Genomic DNA, 17,542 nt, shown 5'->3' with positions numbered 1-17,542 from the left:
GTTAGCAAGCGAGACCTGTTACTTGTAGCGCCGCCTTCCAGGCGGCTCAACGTTGGCCTGCCGGGACGCTGGCTCCAAGGTCGAACGCGCGCCCTGGCGCAGTGGTGGCCGCCAGGAAGGGACGCGCGAGCGAGGCGCAGCCGAGCGAGAATGGCCGCGCCCAGCGCGGTCAAGCGGCCCTTCCCGAAGGGAGGCGGCGCTACAAGTGGCAACCCCCAATAGTTGGTGGAGCCGACAACAGGCGCAGGGCTACCTGAAAGTCGGGGAAGGGGTGGTCTTTCATGCCCGGTGTATCATAGCCATACCCACCTGTCCCTTTTTTGTTCACTCGTGCGCCTTAGAGATAGAAGCTTCTATCAGGCGACATTGAAGGAACGGTATGGATCATTGTTTACCGCCTGGACCACTCTCGATAGGAGAGTTTACGGCGCTGGTTGACAGGCATCAGGGAGCGTTAGTTGGCTTCCTGCGCGGCCTGGTTGCCAACGATGAGCAGGCGCTCGACCTGGCACAGGATGTGTTTTACGACGCCTGGCTGGCTGCGCGCCGTGGCTCCGCGCCCTTTGGCAGAGGAGACGCGCCAGAGGCGGCGCGGCGCTGGCTCTTTCGAGCGGCGTATCATCGCGGCATTTCGGCGCTGCGACGGCGGCGAATTATCCGTTGGGAATCGCTGGAGTTTCAGCAAGAACAGGCCCCTGAGACGTTTGCTGTCGCTGCCACGTTTGAGGATGCCCTTGCCGAGCGCGAAGCAGTGCGCGCCGCGCTCGCGCGCCTTGCGTCTCAGGATGTCGCCTGCCTGCTGCTCAGGGTGGTGCAGGGCTTTGGCATTGCCGAAATTGGCGAGATTGTCGGCGCTTCGACGGAAACGATTCACAAGCGGCTGTCGCGCGCCAGGAAGCGTCTGCGACACAGCTATCTTGCCCAGGAGGCGCTCCCGTTACCGAATGCTCCTTCCCAGAAGGAACCACGATCATGTTGAACAGCCACCTGCCAGAACAAACACCAGGACCGGAGTGTGTCTTCTTTGCCGATCTTTTGCCACTGCTTGGCGAGGAGGCGCTGCTTGAGGCGGAGGCCAGCGAGACACGCGCACACCTGGCTATCTGTGCCTATTGTCAGCAAGAGTACGCTGCCTATCGGCGCATTGATGCGAACCTGCGCCGCCATTTCGGCGCGCTGCCATCGCTGCGCTTCGCACCGGAGGATTTCATGATTCTTCCCGATGGTTCCACACCTTCAGAGCCAGCGCCAGAGACTGTTTCAGCGCCAGCGTCAGATACTGCTTCAGCGCCAGCGCCGGATGCCGCGCCTGCTCCTTTGCGAAGAATGCGCCCGCGTCGGACACGGCGAACCGTTTCGATTTTTTCTGTAGTGGCGGCTGTGCTGGTGATCATGGTCGTTGTGACAGCAATCGTTGTCAGCCACGGCCTGGCGTCGCAGCATACCCAGACGAGCCATCCTATCAGCAGCCCCACACCCACACTCGGACCGGCGCCGACGGAGACGGCCTATGTACCCACCAAGAATGACGGATTCGGCGCGATACAGATGCTTTCCCCAACGGAAGGCTGGGCCGTAGGGTCGAACACCGTCGTGATCCAGCCCACCACCATCATATCAACGCCGCTGATTGTGCATTACCACGACGGTCACTGGTGGCGCGTGGCCGCGCCGGGCAGCGAGCAGCTTGATGTGTCTAATCCGCAGCTTTCTAACATTTCGATGGGTTCCCCCGATGAGGGCTGGGCGGTTGGGGGCGGCAGCGACCTTCAACAAGGCAGGACTACCACCGCGTTCATCCTGCACTACAGCGGGGGCAGGTGGACCAGATATGGCAGCCCGATGCGCAACACCAGACTCAATCAGGTGCAGATGCTTTCGCCAACCGATGGCTGGATGGTCGGTGGCAGCAATCTCGACCTGGCGGGCGCCGAGACCAGCTTGCTGCTGCATTACGATGGGAAACGCTGGACGCAGGCGCCTGCGCCGCCCGTAGAAGTCATCACCGGGCTGGATATGCTTTCCGCGACGGATGGCTGGGCAACGGGCGAGGGTACGATTCTGCATTACAATGGGCAGTTGTGGACAGTCTTCCAAAGGGTTCCGCAGATCTTTGAACTCTCGATGGGTTCGCCGACGGATGGCTGGGCCGTTTCAGCCCCCCCATCTGATGTGAAGGGTACCTTATTATGGCACTATAACGGGAAAGAGTGGGTGAAGGATTCGACCTTCATTAGCGTCCACACGACGACCGAAACGTGGGTGGGTTCGCTTTCGATGGATTCGGCGACCGATGGCTGGGCTTTAGGTGCGGAGGGTTCCTCTTTCGACGGTACGGCTAACACCTGGTTCTTTTTGCACTACTCGCAAGGGAGCTGGAAACGGGTGCCAATGCCGCGTGGGATCTTCGTCTACACGTTGACGATGATGTCGGCGGATGAGGGCTGGGCTGCTGGCGCTGGCGGGGTGTTCCTGCACTATCAGCATGGCTCCTGGAGCCAATATCAATTCTGACCCGTGTCCTTCCGCTCCGTCGTTCCAGGCGCGAGGAACACTCCTCGCGCCTGAAACGCGCATGTCAGCCCTGTTCGGTCAAAATCGGCGTCTTTTAGCCCTCCCACGGGCGTTTCCACCACCTATCGGGGGAGGTCACTTGTAGCGCCGCCATCTTGGCGGCCCACCGCCGCGCTATTGCTCCCGTCGCCCTTCCAGGCGGATACCGCCTGTACCGCCGCCGTCTGTGCGGCCAGCCCGTAGCGCCGCCGTCTCGGCGGCTCAACGCTGCGCCAGCATGGACGTTGCCCCGCAACGCGCGCGTTCGCTCCGGTGGACGGTTGGCCGCCGAGACGGCGGCGCTACAAGTATCATATCTCGCTTGCTAATACCGCATTGTTGGTGGAACCCCTCTCACAGGCGCTGCGTTGACGCATGAGCAGGCTTTGGAGTATCATCGAATGAGGCGCTTTCAGCGTCCAATTCCTGGTGCAGTGTGACGGCGACGGTTGGCGTCGCGGAGCCGAGGAAAGAGGAGCCACCTGCTCTGATGATTGCTGAGGTTTTAGTACCCGACGGCGCCTGGAGTAGACGCAATCGCCGCTCTGTCTTCACCTATCGCGTCCCCCCCTCGCTGGCCGCGCTGGTACAGCCGGGCCATCTGGTAGCCGTTCGGTTTGGCTCGCGGCTTACCCAGGGTATTGTCTGGAGCGTTGCGGAGGGTGAACCTGGCGATCCAGCGGCTGCGGAGGCGTCTGACCAGCCGGAAACTGAGGAGCAGCCTGCGGCCCTGCGCGATATAAGCAAGCTGCTGGATGCCGCGCCGGTCTTGCTGCCGCATCAGCAGGCGCTGGCGGAATGGGTCGCCGATTATTACTGCGCTTCGCTGGCTACCTCGGTCTTGCTGATGCTGCCGCCGCGTCTGGGCGCTGGGATGCGTCTGGCGCCGGCGCGCAGCGCGGCGGAAAGCGAGGCAGGGGCTGCCGAGAACCATCTGGCCGGAGAAACCTCGCGGGCGCTGATTGATTTCGTGCGCGAAAAAGGGATCGTGGATGAGGCGAAGGTGCGCCAGATGCTGGGGACCGCGCGCGCTGGAACCGCGATTGCCGAACTGCTGGAACATCGGCTGGTGGACCTCGTTCCGGCGCATCTGCGCACCCAGCGCGCGCGTATTGTGCGCCTGGCTGCCTCCTATGACGAGGCGGCCCGCTGGTGCGAAGAGACCCGGCGGCAGCTTGATACGCTTTCCCCGCAGCGGGCGCTCAGCGTTCGCAAGCAGCTTGCCGTCATCGGCTTGCTGCTGGCTACCTCATCCAGAACCCCCGCGACGGGCGCTCCGGCGAAACACTGGACACTGACCGAAGTGCGCAAGGTCACGAAAGCGACCCAGGCGACGTTCGACGCGCTGCAACGCCTGGGTTTGCTGGCGATTGAGGATGCCGAGGTGGCGCGCAACCCGTTGGAAGATCGGCCTGCCGCGCCCAGCGCGCCTTTGCCGCTGACCGCTGCTCAGCGGCAGGCGGTTGAGCGCATCGTGGCGGCGAAAGATGCGTCGGTCTTTCTGCTGCATGGCGTGACCGGCAGCGGCAAAACCGAAGTCTATTTGCAGGCGCTGGCGGCGGTCATTGCGCGTGGGCAGCGCGGCATGGTGCTGGTCCCTGAAATTGCGCTGACGCCCCAGGCCATGGCCCGCTTTGCCGGGCGCTTTCCTGGGCGCGTGGCAGTGCTGCACAGCGGCCTGACCCACAGCGAACGCTACGACCAATGGCGGCGGATTCGCGCCGGACAAGTTGATGTGGTCGTTGGCTCGCGCTCCGCTGTCTTTGCGCCGCTCGCCAATCCTGGGCTGATCGTAATTGATGAAGAACATGAGGCAGCCTATAAGCAAGAAGATCGCATCCCCACCTATCACGCCCGCGAGGTGGCGCTGGCATTGAGCCGCCTGACCGGCGCATCGGTGGTGCTGGGCAGCGCCACGCCCTCCAGCGAATCGTATTACGCGGCGCAGAGCGGGCGCTACGCATTGCTGGAACTGCCCACGCGCGTGGCGCAAGCCGATGGCGTCATCTCTGGCCTGCCGACAGTCACGATTGTTGATCTGCGCGCCGAATTGCGCGCCGGGCATACGAATGTGCTGAGCCGGGCGCTGGCAGGCGCAATTTCTGAGGCGCTGGCCGCCGGGCAGCAGGCGATCCTCTTTCTCAATCGCCGGGGCATGGCAAGCTATGTCCTCTGTCGCGGGTGCGGCTATGTCGTCTGCTGCCCGCGCTGCGATATTCCCCTGACCTATCACGCTGCCGAACATGCGTTGCTCTGCCACTACTGCTTTCGCCAGGAGCCGCCACCGCGCGCCTGCCCGGTCTGCCTGAGCAGCGACATCCGCTATTACGGTCACGGCACCGAGCGCGTCGAGGATGTCGTGGGGCGACTCTTCCCGCGCGCCCGCCTGCTGCGCTGGGACAACGATACAGCGCGCGGGCGACACGGCCACGAGCGGCTGCTGGATGCCTTTGCCAATCATCAGGCGGATATTCTGATTGGCACGCAGATGATTGCGAAGGGGCTGGATTTTCCGGCGGTGACGCTGGTGGGCGTGATCTCTGCCGATACCGCCCTCTATCTGCCCGACTATCGCGCCGCCGAGCGGGCGTTTCAACTGCTGACACAGGTGGCCGGGCGCGCCGGGCGCGGCAAGACGCCAGGGCAGGTGATCTTTCAGACGTTTACCCCCCAGCATTTCTGCATCCAGGCCGCTGCCGAGCAGAACTACCGCGAGTTTTACGAGGCAGAGATTTCGGCGCGCCGCCAATACGGGTATCCTCCCTTCCGGCGCTTTGTCAAGTTTACCTACAGCCACGAAGATCGGTACACCTGCCAGGTAGAGGCAACAGCCCTGTATAATACGCTGACCCAATTGGTCACGGCGCTTGACCTGCGCGATACCGATCTGGTTGGTCCCGCGCCTGCGTTTATGGAGCGCCTGCGCGAACGCTATCGCTGGCAGATCATTGTGCGCAGCCCGGACCTGCGCCCGCTCCTGCGCGAAGTAGCGCCGGAAGAACTGCCGCGCGGCTGGTCGGTGAACATTGACCCGATGAGTACGCTTTAGCCGGGCGCGCTGGCTGCCAGCTAGCCTGTTTCTTGCAGGCGCCGCGAGTGCTATACTATCTGCGTGATCCCCAACAACGATGTTGGCCCAGCCGATGAAGCCTGGGCCGGAGAAGGAGGGTTGAGATAGCTTGCAATAATGTGGTCTTCTATGCTATCATGTGTATATGGAGAACACATATTCGATTGGACAATTTGCCCAGCTTACGGGGCGTGGGGTCAAGACCCTGCAAAAGTGGGACCGGGCAGGCATCCTCAAAGCACACCGGACCCTTACCGGGCGGCGCTACTATACCCACGATCAATACCTGGAGTATCGCGGGCTGAAAGCGAAGGGAGCAGGTAGCACTATCGCCTATGCGCGGGTATCGAGTCAGAGCCAAAAGCCGGATTTGCAGAATCAGGTGGCCGCGCTCAAAGACTTTTGTGGGCGGCAGGGCTTCAAGGTAGACGAGTGGGTAGAGGAAGTGGGCAGCGGTCTCAACTACCAGCGCAAGCAGTTTCACCGTCTCATGGAAGAGATTGAACTAGGGCGCGTGCAGCGGCTCATCATCGCGCACAAGGATAGGTTGGTCCGCTTTGGGTTTGAATGGTTTGCGGCGTTCTGTGAGCGACACGGGACGGACCTGATCATTGTGAACGGCGATACGCTCTCGCCAGAGCAAGAACTGGTGCAAGACCTGCTCTCGATTGTCCATGTATTCAGCGCCCGGCTGCATGGACTACGTTCGTACAAGAAGGTGATTCGTGATGCTGCTCTGCAAAAAAGTCCGCCTCCAGGTGAGTGACGAGGATGCCGCTGCCTTGGAGTTCATGCAGGGCAAATGTCGCGGGCTGTACAACTGGTGGGTGATGCGCTTGCGCGCTGGAGAACGCTGGCGTTGCCTGGATGCCAAGAAGACGCTAGCTGAAAGCCGGAAGTACGACCCAGAAATCGATCAGGTGTATGGCAAACTGCTGGCAGAGGTCTATTTCCGGCTGGATAAGGCGATGCAAGCCTTTTTCAAGCGGGTCGCCAATGGCGAGACGCCTGGTTTCCCCCGCGTGCGCCCTCGCCATACGTTCTTTACCCTCTGCTATCCAGCCATGTACATCAAGGTAGTGGGTAATACAGTGCTGCTACCTACTGGAGGCGGGCGCGGCAAGAAGGACAAGCCCTGTCCAACGATTGTTGCAGGACTGACCGAACCCTCACCAGCAGGCTACCGGGAAGTGGCGATTAGCCGTGATGCCAGGGGCCACTACTACGCTTCTTTTGTCTATCCGGTCCAGGAAGCGGGCCAGCAACCGGGGCAAGTGGCCGCCTTCGATTTAGGCATCAAGACCCTGGCAACAGGCGTGAACGAGCAAGGGCGCTTCTACCACATCGGCGGCTTCAAGGGCCACCAGTGGTACAACCAGCAGCTTGATAAGATTCGCTCCAGGCGAGACCGCTGCAAAAAGAAGTCCCGTCGCTCTATCCACTTATCCCAGGTCTACCAGCGTATCTCGGAAAAGAAGCGCAACAAGCAGCGCGACTCTCTGCATAAGGCGTCCCATCTCATCGCTCACCGACTGGTTGAAAGAACTGTGGTGATTGGTGATCTTTCCCAGCGGCAGATGGTCACGAAAGAACACGAAGCAAAGCAGCGCCTCAAGCATCGGGCCATCTTCAACGATTGGGGCCTGTATGGCTTTGTACACATGCTTCAGTACAAATGTGTCCTGGCTGGGAAAGAACTGGTTGAGTTAGACGAACGCGATACAAGCAAGACCTGTAGCGGCTGTGGGGCGAAGCAAGACATGCCGCTCTACAAGCGCACGTATCGCTGTGAGACCTGCGGGCTGGTCATGGATCGTGACGAGAACAGCGCGGTCAATATCCTCCAGCGGTCTCTTGCCCGGCTAGGGCCACACACGGCTGACGCCGTGCGGTGTGTTGCAGGCGAGCCAGGCGGCGTAGCGGTCACGGGGGCCGCCCAAGTGGCTCAAGTGCAAGAATCAACACGTTTGAACACGTTTTGAAAGGCAGAGGTATGGCATGTCAAGAGCAGCCCATGATACGGCCAAACAGCTTTCCGAATATGAAACCTATCTGCGCACCGAAGAACTGCTGAATCTTCAGAAACACCCGGAGCAGATGAGCCACCACGACGAGCTTCAGTTCCAGGTGGTGCATCAGACGTTTGAACTCTGGTGGAAAGAGACCGCGCACGAGCTTGGCGCTGTCCGGCGGCTGCTTCAGTCGGGCGATTATCTTGAGGCGGCGCGCCTCTTGCGCCGCGCAGCGCAGATCGAGCGCCTGCTGCTGCATGTGCTGGCGATGCTGGAAACGATGACGCCCTGGGACTTCCTGACCATCCGTTCGGGGTTAGGGCATGGCAGCGGTATGGACTCACCGGGCTTTCGCGCGCTGCTGCGCCTCTCGCCGCCCCTCTGGGGCGCTTTCACCCAGGCGCTGGAGCGCGCGGGCGTGAGCCTGGCCGACCTCTATATCCAGCGGGCGCGCCACGCGGGCCTCTTTGCGGTGGCGGAGGGCTTGCTCGATTACGATGAATATTTCCAGTTGTTCCGCGTGCAGCACTACCGACTGGTTGAACGCACGATTGGCCCTGGCGCTGTCGGCACTGGCGGCACGCCAATGGATGTGTTGGCGCGTACCCTGAAAGATCGGTTTTACCCTGAACTCTGGGAGGTCAGGGACACGCTGCTCCAGCGTGCCAGCGATAGATAAAGGATAGAGCATATGGCTGTAATTGTTCCCTCGATCCTCTCGGCGGATTTTGCTCGGCTGGGCGAACAGGTGCGCGAGGCAGAGGCGGGCGGCGCTGACCGCATTCAGATTGATGTGATGGATGGCCGCTTTGTCCCCAATATCACTGTCGGGCCGCTGATTGTCGAGGCGGTGCGGCGCTGCACCAGCCTGCCGCTGGAAGCGCACCTGATGATTGTCGAGCCGGAGCGTTACGTGGAGGATTTTGCCAGAGCGGGCGCAGATATTATCATCGTCCATCAGGAGGTTTCGCCGCATCTGCACCGCACCGTCCAGCATATCAAGCAGTTGGGCAAGGGCGCGGGCGTGGCGATCAATCCGGCCACGCCTGCCGAAACGCTGGAAGAGATTCTGCCCGATCTCGATCTCGCGCTGGCGATGACCGTCAATCCTGGCTTTGGCGGCCAGGATTTTATCCCCCGCGTTCTCTCCAAACTGCGTCGGCTGCGCGCGATGATTGATGCCGCGCGCCCCGGCTGTGACCTGGAGGTGGATGGCGGCATTCATGCCGAGACCGCGCCGCTGGTGGTGGCGGCGGGCGCAAACGCGCTGGTGGCAGGCTCCGCCGTCTATAACAACCACGAGTCCGTTGCTCAGGCCATCCAGCGCCTCCGCGATAGCCTGAAATAGAGGGTTGAAAATCCCTGAGAACGCCTCAACAGCGTTCACCGGTAACGCGCCGATCATCTGGCGGCCAGTGCTAAGAATGCCTCACAAAACCGACGGTTGGCCCCACCCCAGCCGCCTGGAAGGACGGCGCTACAACCCCGCCCCTGCTCGTGCGGAGGTTGTGTCAGGCGCTCTAAAGCCGCTCCATAGGATGGGAACGCCACTTGTAGCGCCGCCTTCCAGGCGGCTGGTCGCTGCCCGCCAGGTGATCGGCGGCGCGCGTCGTCTCCGGCAGGCGGTAGCCGCGCACACAGCGCAGCACCGCCTCAACCGCCGTTGGCAGATCGATCTTGTGGCCGACGGAGACAAAGAGCGGGTTGGTGTTGGCTCTGGTGCGCACAACCATGCCAATCGTTTCGCCCTGGTCCACCAGAGGCGCGCAATCGCCTTTGTTGGGGCCAGGCTGCTGATACGCGCCGATCAAGCGCGTTTTGGCGCAGCCGATGCTGGGCCGGTCCAGGTAGAGGCCCAGGTGACAGGCCAGGCCGAAGCGCCGGGGATGCGCGTAGCCCTGCCCATCGAAGATGAGGAGATCGGGCTGCTGCTTGAGCTTCGCCATCGCATCCAGCACCACCGGCCCTTCGCGGAACGAGAGCAAGCCTGGCACGTAGGGAAAGACGCTCTCCCGCGTGGCTGTCGCCTGATCGATGATCTCTAAATCGGGGAACGAAAACACCACAATGGCCGCCTGCCCCACATCCTGGTAGGAGACGTCAATGCCCGCCACCGTCCGAATCTGATCGAGCGCGATGCTATTAGTCTGCTGAACGAGCGGGCGCAGCCGCTCCTGAATGGCAATGGCTTCCTCTGGTGAGACGTTCCTGGTGTTTGTCAGTTTAAAATTCGTGTCTGACCAAAAATAGTTCGTTGGCTCGAAGCTCCTCACGACCATCTCTCTGACCCATATCTTTTCCATGCATCTGTTCCCCTCATGTTCATCGGCTCATCCCTTTGTTTTCGTCTTTCGCACATGCTATCATGCCTTTCAAGAGGGCAGGTTGCTTCCTCTTCTCTAGTGCAAATACCTGAAACTGAGTGTATGTAACCCCAGCAAATACGTTATACTATACCCATCATTCACAGAAAGGAGTATGCCTCATGCATACAAAGATTACCCCATTTAGCGAGGCTGATATTGAAGAGGCTTCTGAATTGCTGGCGCGCCGCCACCAGGGCGACCGTGTTCACGAACCTGCTCTCCCTGAGCGTTTTAGCCGTCCCTCAGAGGCTCGTCTTGAGCTTGAACAAACCTGGAAAGCGTCAACTGTCAACGGTATGAGCGCAGGCGGTGTTGTGGCCCGGCAGGACGGAAAAATGGTCGGCTACCTGATTGGGGTGCCGAAGATGAATGAGATGTGGGGCCGCAGCGTCTGGGTTGAATATGCCGGCCATGCTCTTGATCGCTCCTCTAGCGCGGAACTCTACCGCGATCTCTACGCAGCTCTCTCCCCGACCTGGGTTGCCCTGGGATGCCTCTACCACGTTACCAATATCCCTGCCTCAGATCAGGCTGCTAGCGATGCCTGGTTTAATCTCAGCTTTGGCAAAGAGCAGGTCTATGGCCTGCGTGAAACGGCGCCAGCCTCCTCGTTTGCTGTTCCCACCGATCCGACGCTGGAGATTCGCCGTGCCAGTCCTGCCGACCTGGACATCTCTTCGCAGCTGGATGAGGTGATCTCATTCCATCAATCTCGCTCACCCGTCTACTCACTAGTCATGCCCTATGATAGAGAAGAGGCCCGGCAGGAGACGCTGGAACAGCTTGAAAATCCAGAATGGAAGATATGGCTCGCCCTGCGCAATGGGCAACTCGTCAGCATTCAGGTCTACTTGCCTGCTCAACCGCCGCGTGGCATCGGCAACATGGTGCTCCCAGAAAAATGCAGCTTCCTGGGGTTTGCCGCGACGCGAGAAGAGGAGCAGGGACAGGGTATAGGTCGCATCCTGACAGCCCACGGCCTGGCTGATGACTATGCCACTGGCTACGCTTTCTGCTTCACCGACTGGCGTGCCACCAATCTGCTCTCCTCCCGCATGTGGATGCGTCAGGGATGGCGACCGGTTGCATACCGTCTGACGCGTCGCCTTGATGAACGCGTACTCTGGAGCCACGCCAAAGCCTCTCCAGCTCCCTGGCTCGATAAAAGATTTGCCAATGAGTAGAGCATTGCTGTAAATCGTTTCGCTTTGTGGGGGAGTTGGGTGGCGTCGTGCTGGACAGCAGCCCACGCGGGACACTCTACGAGGCGCCCTTGCCGGAGGATGACCCGCAGGGGGTGGTCCACTGTGTCCAGGTGCAGGATGCCTCCACCGAGCGGCGGTATCTGCTGCGCGTGCCGCTCACCATCCAGACGGCAGCCGAAGCGGTGGCGTGGAGCTTTGATCCGCCAGTGCAGGAGTATTACCCGGCGGAGGAGACATGAACCCATCTGAGGAAGAGGTGGTGGAAACGGTGCGCGCCGGACGAAGCCCCATTTCCTGGGAAAAATTGGGTGAGCGACGAGAAGAAACGTGAAGAGGAAGGCGCCGCGAAGACGCAAGCGCCAGGCAACAACGTGCTTGCCTGGCGCTTCTCTGGTACACGATAGCAGAATATTACCGTGTTCCGGCGGCTTCGGTTTCCGGTTCCTCGCCGGTTGGAGCCGCGACGATGACGGGCAGGGCGGCGGTATCTTCCTCCTCAACTTCCAGGTGCGGCGGGCGGAAACCCAGGCGGCGCTTCATACCGCTTGCCAGGCTATACAGCACCGGAATGACCACCAGGGTCAGCAGCGTTGAACTCAGCAGGCCGCCGATCACCACCGTCCCCAGTTCGGCGGAGATCACCGAGCCATCGTTGCTGCCCAGCGCCAATGGCGCGGTTGCCAGGATCGTAGCAATGGCCGTCATCAGGATAGGCCGCACGCGGATGCGTCCGCCTTCCAGCAGCGCCTCGCGGGTGGACAGCCCGTGTTTCTCGCGCTGCTTGACCATATCCAGAAAGACAATAGCGTTGGTGACGACGATGCCCACCAGCATCAGCAGGCCGATCAGTGAAGAGATGCTGATCGTGCGCCCCGTGACGAGCAGCGCCGGAAACGCGCCAATCGCCGCCAGCGGCAGCGAGAACAGCAGGATGAACGGGTCGAGCAGTGACCCAAAGGTAATCACCATCAGCACGTAGACCAGGATAATGGCGGCCAGCATCGCCAGCAGCAAGCCGCTGAATCCGGTGGTTAGCTGGGAAGTGATGCCGCCATAACTGACGGTGACGCTGGCGGGCAGATGCAGCGCGTCAATCTTCTGCTGAAGATCAGTGGAGACAGTACCCGTGTTCTGGCTGGTGATGTCGGCGCTGATCGTGACCGCAGGCTGGCCGCCGATGCGTGTCACCTTTACCTGGCTTTGCTGGATGCTGACCGTAGCGATCTGCCCAAGCGGCACCACGCCGGAGCGCCCGCCCGCGCCGTAAAAGATGGGTAGATTGTTGACGCCCTGCGGGGTTGCCAGGTCGGCGGTGTCCATCTGGACGACGACATTGGTCGGCTGGCCGTTATTAAAATCACTGGTCGAAATCTGGATAGCCGTCTGGCCTGCCAGGTCTGCGCGAATCTGCTGGCCCACCTGGGCGGTAGTCAACCCATAGAGCGCGGCCCGGCTGGGATCAACGGTGATAGAGAGGGTTGGCGCCACCGCCGAGGCGTCGCTGGTGGGGTTGGCGGTATCCGCCTCTTTTTGCACCACCGAAAAGACTTGCTGCGCCGCGCTGACGAGCGCCTGCTGGTCGTCGCTGCTGAGCGTCACCTGGAACTGGCTGTTGGAGGCGCTGAAGGTCTGTACTGTGATGAAGAACTTGCCCGCGATGTCCGGCGCGGAGATTTTGTCGCGCAGTTCTGTGGTGGTCGCTTCCAGATCGGCAGTATTCTGAAGAATCACCAGAATCGAGGCGCTGTTGCTGCTGCCTCCGCCCAGCACCACCGAGCGCAGGGCGTTGAGCGAACCGCCGCCGCCGATGGTCGTCTGATAGCGGCTCACCCTGCTGTCCTGATGCAAAATGGTTTCCACTTTGGATGCTTCATCAGACACCGCCTGGAGGTCTGATCCCGCTGGCGGCGACACGGTGATGCTGATGATCTTCTGTGACCCCTGGTTCAAGAAGCTGGTGGGAATCCTGCTCACGCTGGCGACGCTGGCCGCGAAGAGGACGATAGCCACGATGAGCGTGATGGCGCGATGGCTCAGCGTCCAGCGCAGCACCGGCGTGTAGATGCGCTGAAGCCAGGTAGTCTCTTCTTCGAGCGTCTGGCCGCGCCGCAGCGCCTGGGATGCTGTGCGGCTGGGGCGCACAAAGTATTTTGCCAGCGCCGGAATGATCGTCAGGGCAACGAGCAGCGAGGCGGCCAGCGCGGCCACGACGGCCAGCGCAAAGGGCCGGAAGAACTCGCCGACGATCCCGCCGATAAAGGCCAGCGGCAGGAAAACGGCCAGCGTCGTCGCGGTGGAGGAGGTAATGGCCGTACCTACCTCGCGCGTGGCTGTTATCGCCGCGCGGCGCACCGACTCGCCCGCCTGAACATGGCGATAGATATTCTCCAGCACGACAATGGCGTCATCCACCACGCGCCCGATAGCGATTGCCAGCCCGCCCAGCGTCAGGACGTTCAGGCTGATGTTGGCCGCGTAGAGGATAATAAACGCTACCAGCAGCGAGCAGGGGATGGAGATGGCCGTTACCAGCGTGCTGCGGATGTTGAGCAGAAAGAAGAAGATCACCAGAACAGCGAAGCCAGCGCCCAGCAAACCTTCGCGCACCAGGCCATTGATTGATTGCGTAATGAAGGTGGATTGGTCCTGAAGGGTAACGATATTCACGCCTTTGGGCAGCTTCGCTTTCAGGTCATCCAGCTTGCTGTTGACGGCAGTGGCGACGGTCACGGTGTTGGCGTTTTGCGCCTTGGTGATGTTGATGCCGATGCTGGGTATGCCGTTGGTGCGCGAGATGCCGTCGGTAGTGTTGTCGCTCTGCTGAACGGCAGCAACATCCTCAAGCAAGACCAGGCCGGATTGATGGGCAATTGGCTGGCACAGCGCCGTCGGATTCGTACCTGTGGCGCTCCCTTTCACGCTCTTGCCTGCGGCGCTGCCGCCCACAACCAGCCCGCAGAGGTCTTGCACCGATTGGAACTGGTGATTGGTGACAACTGGCACGCTGAAGCCCTGGCTGTCCACTGTGCCGCCGGGAACGGTCAGGCTGTTCTGCTGAAGCAGCGCCACGATTTGCTGAACGGAGATGCCTTTGGCGGCCAGCTTTGCCGGATCGAGCGTAATCAGCAGCTGCCGCGAGCCGCCGCCCAACAAATCAATATTCGAGACGCCCGCAACCGTCTTGAGCGCCGGAATAATCTGTGTGCGCGCAATTTGGGCGAGCTGCGCGGGCGTCTCTGTGTTGGAAGAGAGGCTCAACTGGAGGATGGGCTGCGACTGGAGGTTGAAGGTCTCGACCTGCGGGAGCGAAGCTCCGCTGGGCAGAGCGATCCCTTGCAGGTTGCTGCTGATGGTTTGCTGGGTGGCCTTCATGTCGGTCCCGAAGTCAAACGTGGCAAGCACAATGGACTCGCCGTTAATCGAAGTTGATTGCACCGTTTGCAGCCCTGGCAAGTCGCTTACGGCCTGCTCCACCTGCGCCGAGACGGTATCGGCCACCGTCTGCGGTTCTGCCCCCGGATAACTGGTCAGCACGGTGACAACCGGGAAATCAACGCTGGGGAGCAGTTCTTGCTGAAGCTGCGTAGTGGCAAACCCGCCAAAGAGCAGGATGCCAACCACCAGCAGCAGCGTAACGCTCGATTTGCGCACAGCAAGCCGGGTTAAGAAAGAGAACATGCTGCGATAACTCCTTGGTGTATGCGATGCCGCTGGCGAAGGCGAGGACCGGCCAGGGGAAAGCTTTAGCGTCTAGATAGTTTATACGCTTAACTATTATACCGGGTGAGGGCAAGGATAGACCAGAGCGTCAATCCCTCCGTGATTTTGTGTTTGACAGCCGCCCCCTCCGTTCGCTATACTTAGTGAAGTACCCCATCGCTCAAGCGAGGGGCTTCTACAGAGCCGTAACTCTGTGGGCCACTTCCTGGCCCTGGAACAGAATGTTTAATGCTGCGTTGTGATCGCGGTCCAGTTCACAGCCACAGGAGCAGGAATGCCAGCGTTCAGACAAGTCCTTCTTCACGATAGCCCCACACTGGCTGCATCGCTGGCTCGTATAGCGGGGGTCCACCAACAGCACGCGGCGTCCGGCACTCGCAGCCTTGGCGACGCACAACTGCTGGAACTGGCCCCAGCTAGCATCAAGAATCGACAGGTTGAGTCCCGCCTTGGCCGCCGCCCCATTGGGCAGATATTCGCCCTCTTTTTCGGGGTCCGGCTTGGGGTCGGGCGCTTTACTCATGTTCGTGATCTTCACGTCCTCAAACACGATCACGCCAAAACGGTTCACCAGAGCGCGGGCCGCTTTGTGTTGAAAGTCCTTGCGTTGGTTGCGGACCTGCCGATGCGCTTTTGTCAGGGCGATAGCCGCCCGCTTGCGCCGATGGGAGCCACGCTTTTTGCGGTCCTTCGCTTGTTGCAAGCGTTTGATACGCTTCAGCCCACGGCGATAGGGGCGCGGGTTTTCGATGGTTTCGCCAGTAGACAGCGTGGCAAAATGCAGCACGCCCAAGTCAATGCCTACGGCTTCTTCGCCTGGCGGCAACGGCTCGTCTTCCACTTCACAGGAGAAGGTGACATACCAGTGATTCACGTCCCGCTTGATGGTACAGGTTTTCACCTGGCCTTGCATGGGCCGATGCAGCCGCACCTTGAGGTCGCCAATTTTGGAGAGCGTGAGCATATTCCCAGCCAGAGCAAAGCCCGCTTGCGGATAGGTGAACGAGTCATAGCGGCCCGCTCCCTGGAAGCGTGGGTAGCCGGGCGTCTCCCCATTTCTGATGCGGCGGAAGAAGGCGGCAAAGGCTTTGTCCAGGCGGCGCAAGACATCCTGCAACACCTGGCTGTAGATGTCAGCATAGGCGGGATAGGCGGCCTTCAGGTCGGCCAGTTCTGCCGCCTGTTGGCTGTAGCCCAGACTCTTGCGGCGCATCTGATAGAACGCCTTGCGCTGTTCCAGAGCGCTGTTGTAGAGGGAACGGCAGCGGCGCAGCACAAAGAGCAAATGGTGCTCCTGTTGCTTCGTGGGAGAGATGCGGTATTGGAAGGCTTTATGGGTTCGCCGCTCGTTTGGATTTTCGCTGCTCTTGCCTGGCATACTGCTCCAACGCCCACACCAGTTCACTATTCAATGATCGCTTGTGTTCGGCTGCCAACGTGCGAAACACGTCAATCAAGGCAGGCGAAACCGTGATCGTCCAGCGCGGTAATTTGGGTTTGGCTGATTGTTCCATGTACGTAGTATATCATAGGGCATACGTTCATGCCAAGCGCAGCGAGGCCGCTTCTATCCGCAGTGCTAAAGCAAGGGGTTTTACACGGCCCTTGATAAAGCATTGTGATAAAAAGCAGCGCGGATGCCAATCAAGACTCTTCTGTGCGCGCTGCGTAATGGCTACCCCAAGGCTCCTCTCCGAAAGGAACAAAAGAATCTTGCTCGTTGATACCCACGCGCACGTTGATGCGCGTCAATTTGTCTCTGACCGTGACGCCGTGATTACTTCGGCCATCGAGGCCGGGGTGGAGATGCTGGTGGATGCTGGCTGCGATCTGCCCTCCAGCCGCGCCGCCGTTGATCTGGCAGCGAAACATCCTGGACACGTCTTTGCCGCTGTTGGCATTCATCCTCACGACGCCTCCAGCTATACGGATGAGGCGCTGGCCGAGTTGCGCGATCTGGCCGGGCGGCCAGGCGTGGTCGCCATTGGCGAAACCGGCCTGGATTACTATCGCATGCTTTCGCCCCGCGAGCACCAGCAGCACTCGTTGGAGCGCCAGCTTGATCTCGCTCGCCAGCTTGATTTGCCCATCATTCTGCATAACCGCGATTCGCACGCTGACCTGATGGCGATGCTGCGCGAGCATGCGCGGGGCGTGCGCGGGGTATTTCATTGCTTTTCAGGGGATCGGCAGATGGCCGAAGAATGCCTGACCTTTGCGGGCTTTTATCTCTCGTTCGCCGGGCCGCTGACCTATCGCGCCAACACGGCGCTGGCCGAGGTGGCCGCCTGGGCGCCGTTGGATCGCGTGCTGGTGGAGACCGATTGCCCGTATCTGACACCGCATCCTTTCCGGGGGCGGCGCAACGAACCAAAGCATGTGGCGCTGGTGGCGGCGAAACTGGCCGAGCTGCGCGATCTGCCCGTTGGGGAGATCGCCGACATTACGACGAACAACGCGCGCACCCTGTTGGGGTTGGCGCGCGCCTGAAGAGGAGCTTTTTACTTGCAGCGCCGCCTTCCAGGCGGCTCAACGGCTGGCCGCCTGGAAGGCGGCGCTGCAAGTCGAAGCCGTGAGCATTCAACAGGATTTGGGATACGATCATCATACCTGGGG

15 protein-coding genes are annotated in these 17,542 nt (G+C 60.7%); 10 read left to right on the top strand and 5 right to left on the bottom strand.

Annotation, left to right across the window (positions count from 1 at the left end; translation table 11 throughout):
* Positions 1-199 precede the first annotated feature (199 nt).
* On the bottom strand, positions 200-328 hold the full coding sequence (locus tag VH599_15360) for a hypothetical protein (GenBank protein HEY7349693.1): 129 nt from the start codon (positions 326-328) through the stop codon (positions 200-202).
* 51 nt (positions 329-379) lie between these two features.
* Here VH599_15360 and VH599_15355 point away from each other — a divergent pair, with 51 nt between their 5' ends.
* From VH599_15355 to rpe, 7 genes are all read left to right on the top strand, one after another.
* A complete protein-coding gene (locus VH599_15355; protein ID HEY7349692.1) occupies positions 380-979 on the top strand; it encodes a sigma-70 family RNA polymerase sigma factor in 600 nt (199 codons plus the stop codon).
* Complete coding sequence (locus tag VH599_15350) at positions 973-2,514, top strand: hypothetical protein (GenBank protein ID HEY7349691.1); 1,542 nt, start codon at positions 973-975, stop codon at positions 2,512-2,514. Before VH599_15355 ends, VH599_15350 begins: the two co-directional genes overlap by 7 nt.
* A 529-nt stretch (positions 2,515-3,043) precedes the next feature.
* A complete protein-coding gene (gene priA, locus VH599_15345; protein ID HEY7349690.1) occupies positions 3,044-5,602 on the top strand; it encodes a primosomal protein N' in 2,559 nt (852 codons plus the stop codon).
* Positions 5,603-5,768: 166 nt separating this feature from the next.
* The gene (locus tag VH599_15340) at positions 5,769-6,389 is read left to right on the top strand and encodes an IS607 family transposase (GenBank protein HEY7349689.1); all 621 of its coding nucleotides are present in this window, start codon (positions 5,769-5,771) and stop codon (positions 6,387-6,389) included.
* Positions 6,352-7,605 carry a transposase gene (locus tag VH599_15335; GenBank protein ID HEY7349688.1) on the top strand — a complete coding sequence of 418 codons (1,254 nt, stop codon included), beginning with the start codon at positions 6,352-6,354 and terminating at the stop codon, positions 7,603-7,605. Before VH599_15340 ends, VH599_15335 begins: the two co-directional genes overlap by 38 nt.
* Positions 7,606-7,621: 16 nt before the next feature.
* Complete coding sequence (locus VH599_15330) at positions 7,622-8,314, top strand: tryptophan 2,3-dioxygenase family protein (protein HEY7349687.1); 693 nt, start codon at positions 7,622-7,624, stop codon at positions 8,312-8,314.
* 12 nt (positions 8,315-8,326) lie between these two features.
* Entirely contained in the window at positions 8,327-8,983 is a 657-nt protein-coding gene (rpe, locus tag VH599_15325) for a ribulose-phosphate 3-epimerase (GenBank protein ID HEY7349686.1), read from the top strand.
* Between the two features lie 172 nt (positions 8,984-9,155).
* On the opposite strand, the gene nfi is transcribed toward rpe, so the two are convergent.
* Entirely contained in the window at positions 9,156-9,938 is a 783-nt protein-coding gene (gene nfi / locus VH599_15320; protein ID HEY7349685.1) for a deoxyribonuclease V, read from the bottom strand.
* Between the two features lie 182 nt (positions 9,939-10,120).
* On the opposite strand from nfi, the gene VH599_15315 reads away from it, so the two are divergent.
* Positions 10,121-11,185, top strand: coding sequence for a hypothetical protein (locus VH599_15315; protein HEY7349684.1), 1,065 nt, complete (start codon positions 10,121-10,123; stop codon positions 11,183-11,185).
* A 47-nt stretch (positions 11,186-11,232) separates the two neighbouring features.
* A complete protein-coding gene (locus tag VH599_15310; protein ID HEY7349683.1) occupies positions 11,233-11,445 on the top strand; it encodes a hypothetical protein in 213 nt (70 codons plus the stop codon).
* 172 nt (positions 11,446-11,617) lie between these two features.
* Here VH599_15310 and VH599_15305 read toward each other — a convergent pair whose 3' ends face one another.
* The 3 genes from VH599_15305 to VH599_15295 form a co-directional block, all read right to left on the bottom strand.
* Positions 11,618-14,884 (bottom strand): efflux RND transporter permease subunit, encoded by a 3,267-nt coding sequence (locus tag VH599_15305; protein HEY7349682.1) that lies wholly within the window; start codon positions 14,882-14,884, stop codon positions 11,618-11,620.
* Positions 14,885-15,101: 217 nt separating this feature from the next.
* The gene (locus tag VH599_15300) at positions 15,102-16,304 is read right to left on the bottom strand and encodes a transposase (protein ID HEY7349681.1); all 1,203 of its coding nucleotides are present in this window, start codon (positions 16,302-16,304) and stop codon (positions 15,102-15,104) included.
* The gene (locus VH599_15295) at positions 16,258-16,440 is read right to left on the bottom strand and encodes a hypothetical protein (protein HEY7349680.1); all 183 of its coding nucleotides are present in this window, start codon (positions 16,438-16,440) and stop codon (positions 16,258-16,260) included. The genes VH599_15300 and VH599_15295 overlap by 47 nt, the downstream gene beginning before the upstream one ends.
* Before the next feature lie 199 nt (positions 16,441-16,639).
* Between VH599_15295 and VH599_15290 the strand changes: the two genes are divergently transcribed.
* Positions 16,640-17,416, top strand: a complete 777-nt coding sequence (locus VH599_15290; protein HEY7349679.1) for a TatD family hydrolase — start codon at positions 16,640-16,642, stop codon at positions 17,414-17,416.
* The last annotated feature ends 126 nt before the right edge of the window (positions 17,417-17,542 follow it).

Source organism: Ktedonobacterales bacterium (assembly GCA_036557285.1).
Lineage (GTDB): Bacteria > Chloroflexota > Ktedonobacteria > Ktedonobacterales > DATBGS01 > DATBHW01.
The sequence above is the reverse complement of the archived record's forward strand: the minus strand, read 5'-3'. Positions and strand labels throughout refer to the sequence as shown.